The 1,093-nt window shown below is 63.8% G+C and carries 2 pseudogenes; both read right to left on the bottom strand.

Annotated features, from left to right (window positions below):
• Positions 1-722, bottom strand: a pseudogene (locus AD668_RS28270) (RND family transporter); the annotation flags it as partial.
• A gap of 16 nt (positions 723-738) precedes the next feature.
• Positions 739-1,093: pseudogene (locus AD668_RS28265) on the bottom strand (glycosyl hydrolase); the annotation flags it as partial.

The following is a 1,093-nucleotide window of genomic DNA, read 5'->3' as shown; positions in this document are numbered from 1 at the left end:
TTGTAATGGCGGCGGTTTTCGACCCCGGATTTACGCGCCGCGCTGTCGCCGGCGTATTCGATCTTGTCGCGCAACTGCTCTTCGAGCATCTGCGAGAAGGCGTGGTAGTTGATGCGTTGGCCGCCGGCGGCGGCCTTGTCCATCAGCGGCACGATCAGCATGGTCGACTTGAAATCGCTGGCCACCAGGCTGCCGACGATACCGGCACGGGAGATGTTCTGGCGCAGCTGTTCAATGTCCGAAGGCGAGCCCTGATAACTGTCGGGCATCACCGGGCCACCCTGGAAACCGTCCTCGGTGACTTCGGTCCAGCGCACGGCCGGGCTCCACAGCGACTTCATCCACGCACGGTCGACGCCTTCGGTGAGGAACAGCTGGTCGTTGACCTGCTTGAGCACATCGAGGTAAGCGGGGTCGAAAATATCGCCCTGGGTGTTCTCGACCACCACCCGCACCGAGTTGCCCAGGCCGCGCAGTGAAGCGCGGTTTTCCAGGAAGTTCTGGATGTAGGGCTGGCTCTGCGGAATCATTTTTTCGAAACTTGGCCGCAACTCCAGGCGCGTCACGGCCATGAAACCCAGGACCACGGTGGCCAGCGCCATCAGCAGCATGAACAGCGGGCGGTAGTTGAACACCAGCCGTTCGAGGAGGTTGCCGGAGCGTTGGTCGAAATCGCGCAGTTCGCGAATCACCGGCATGGCGTCTTGTTTGATATTGCCCATGTCTGGGTTCTCGCTCTTAGGGTTCGAGGGCTGGATCGACGGTCAGCGTCTGGGCGCCGCGGCTGCCCGCGACCACCAGTGCACCATCGGCGGACTGGGTGGCGCCGGCAACCGGTGCGCGCGCCGGTTGCTGCGTCAGACGCATTTGCGCGCCAGTCCCTTGGCTGACCAGCATCTGCCCGCCCTGGGTGAACAGGCGGTAATGGCCACGGGCATCGATCAGGCCGGCGGTGATGCTGACGTGCAGGCCGCTGTCCAGCGCGGTCCAGTTCTGGCCGCCGTCGGTGCTGCGCAACACGTTGCCGCGCAAGCCATACACCAGCACTTCGCCGGGCTGGCCGACGACACCGAAGAAGCTGCCTTGATACGGC

This window comes from Pseudomonas sp. P1.8 (genome assembly GCF_001269805.1).
Lineage (GTDB): Bacteria > Pseudomonadota > Gammaproteobacteria > Pseudomonadales > Pseudomonadaceae > Aquipseudomonas.
Note: the sequence above shows the minus strand (reverse complement) of the source record. Positions and strands in the feature narration are given on the sequence as shown.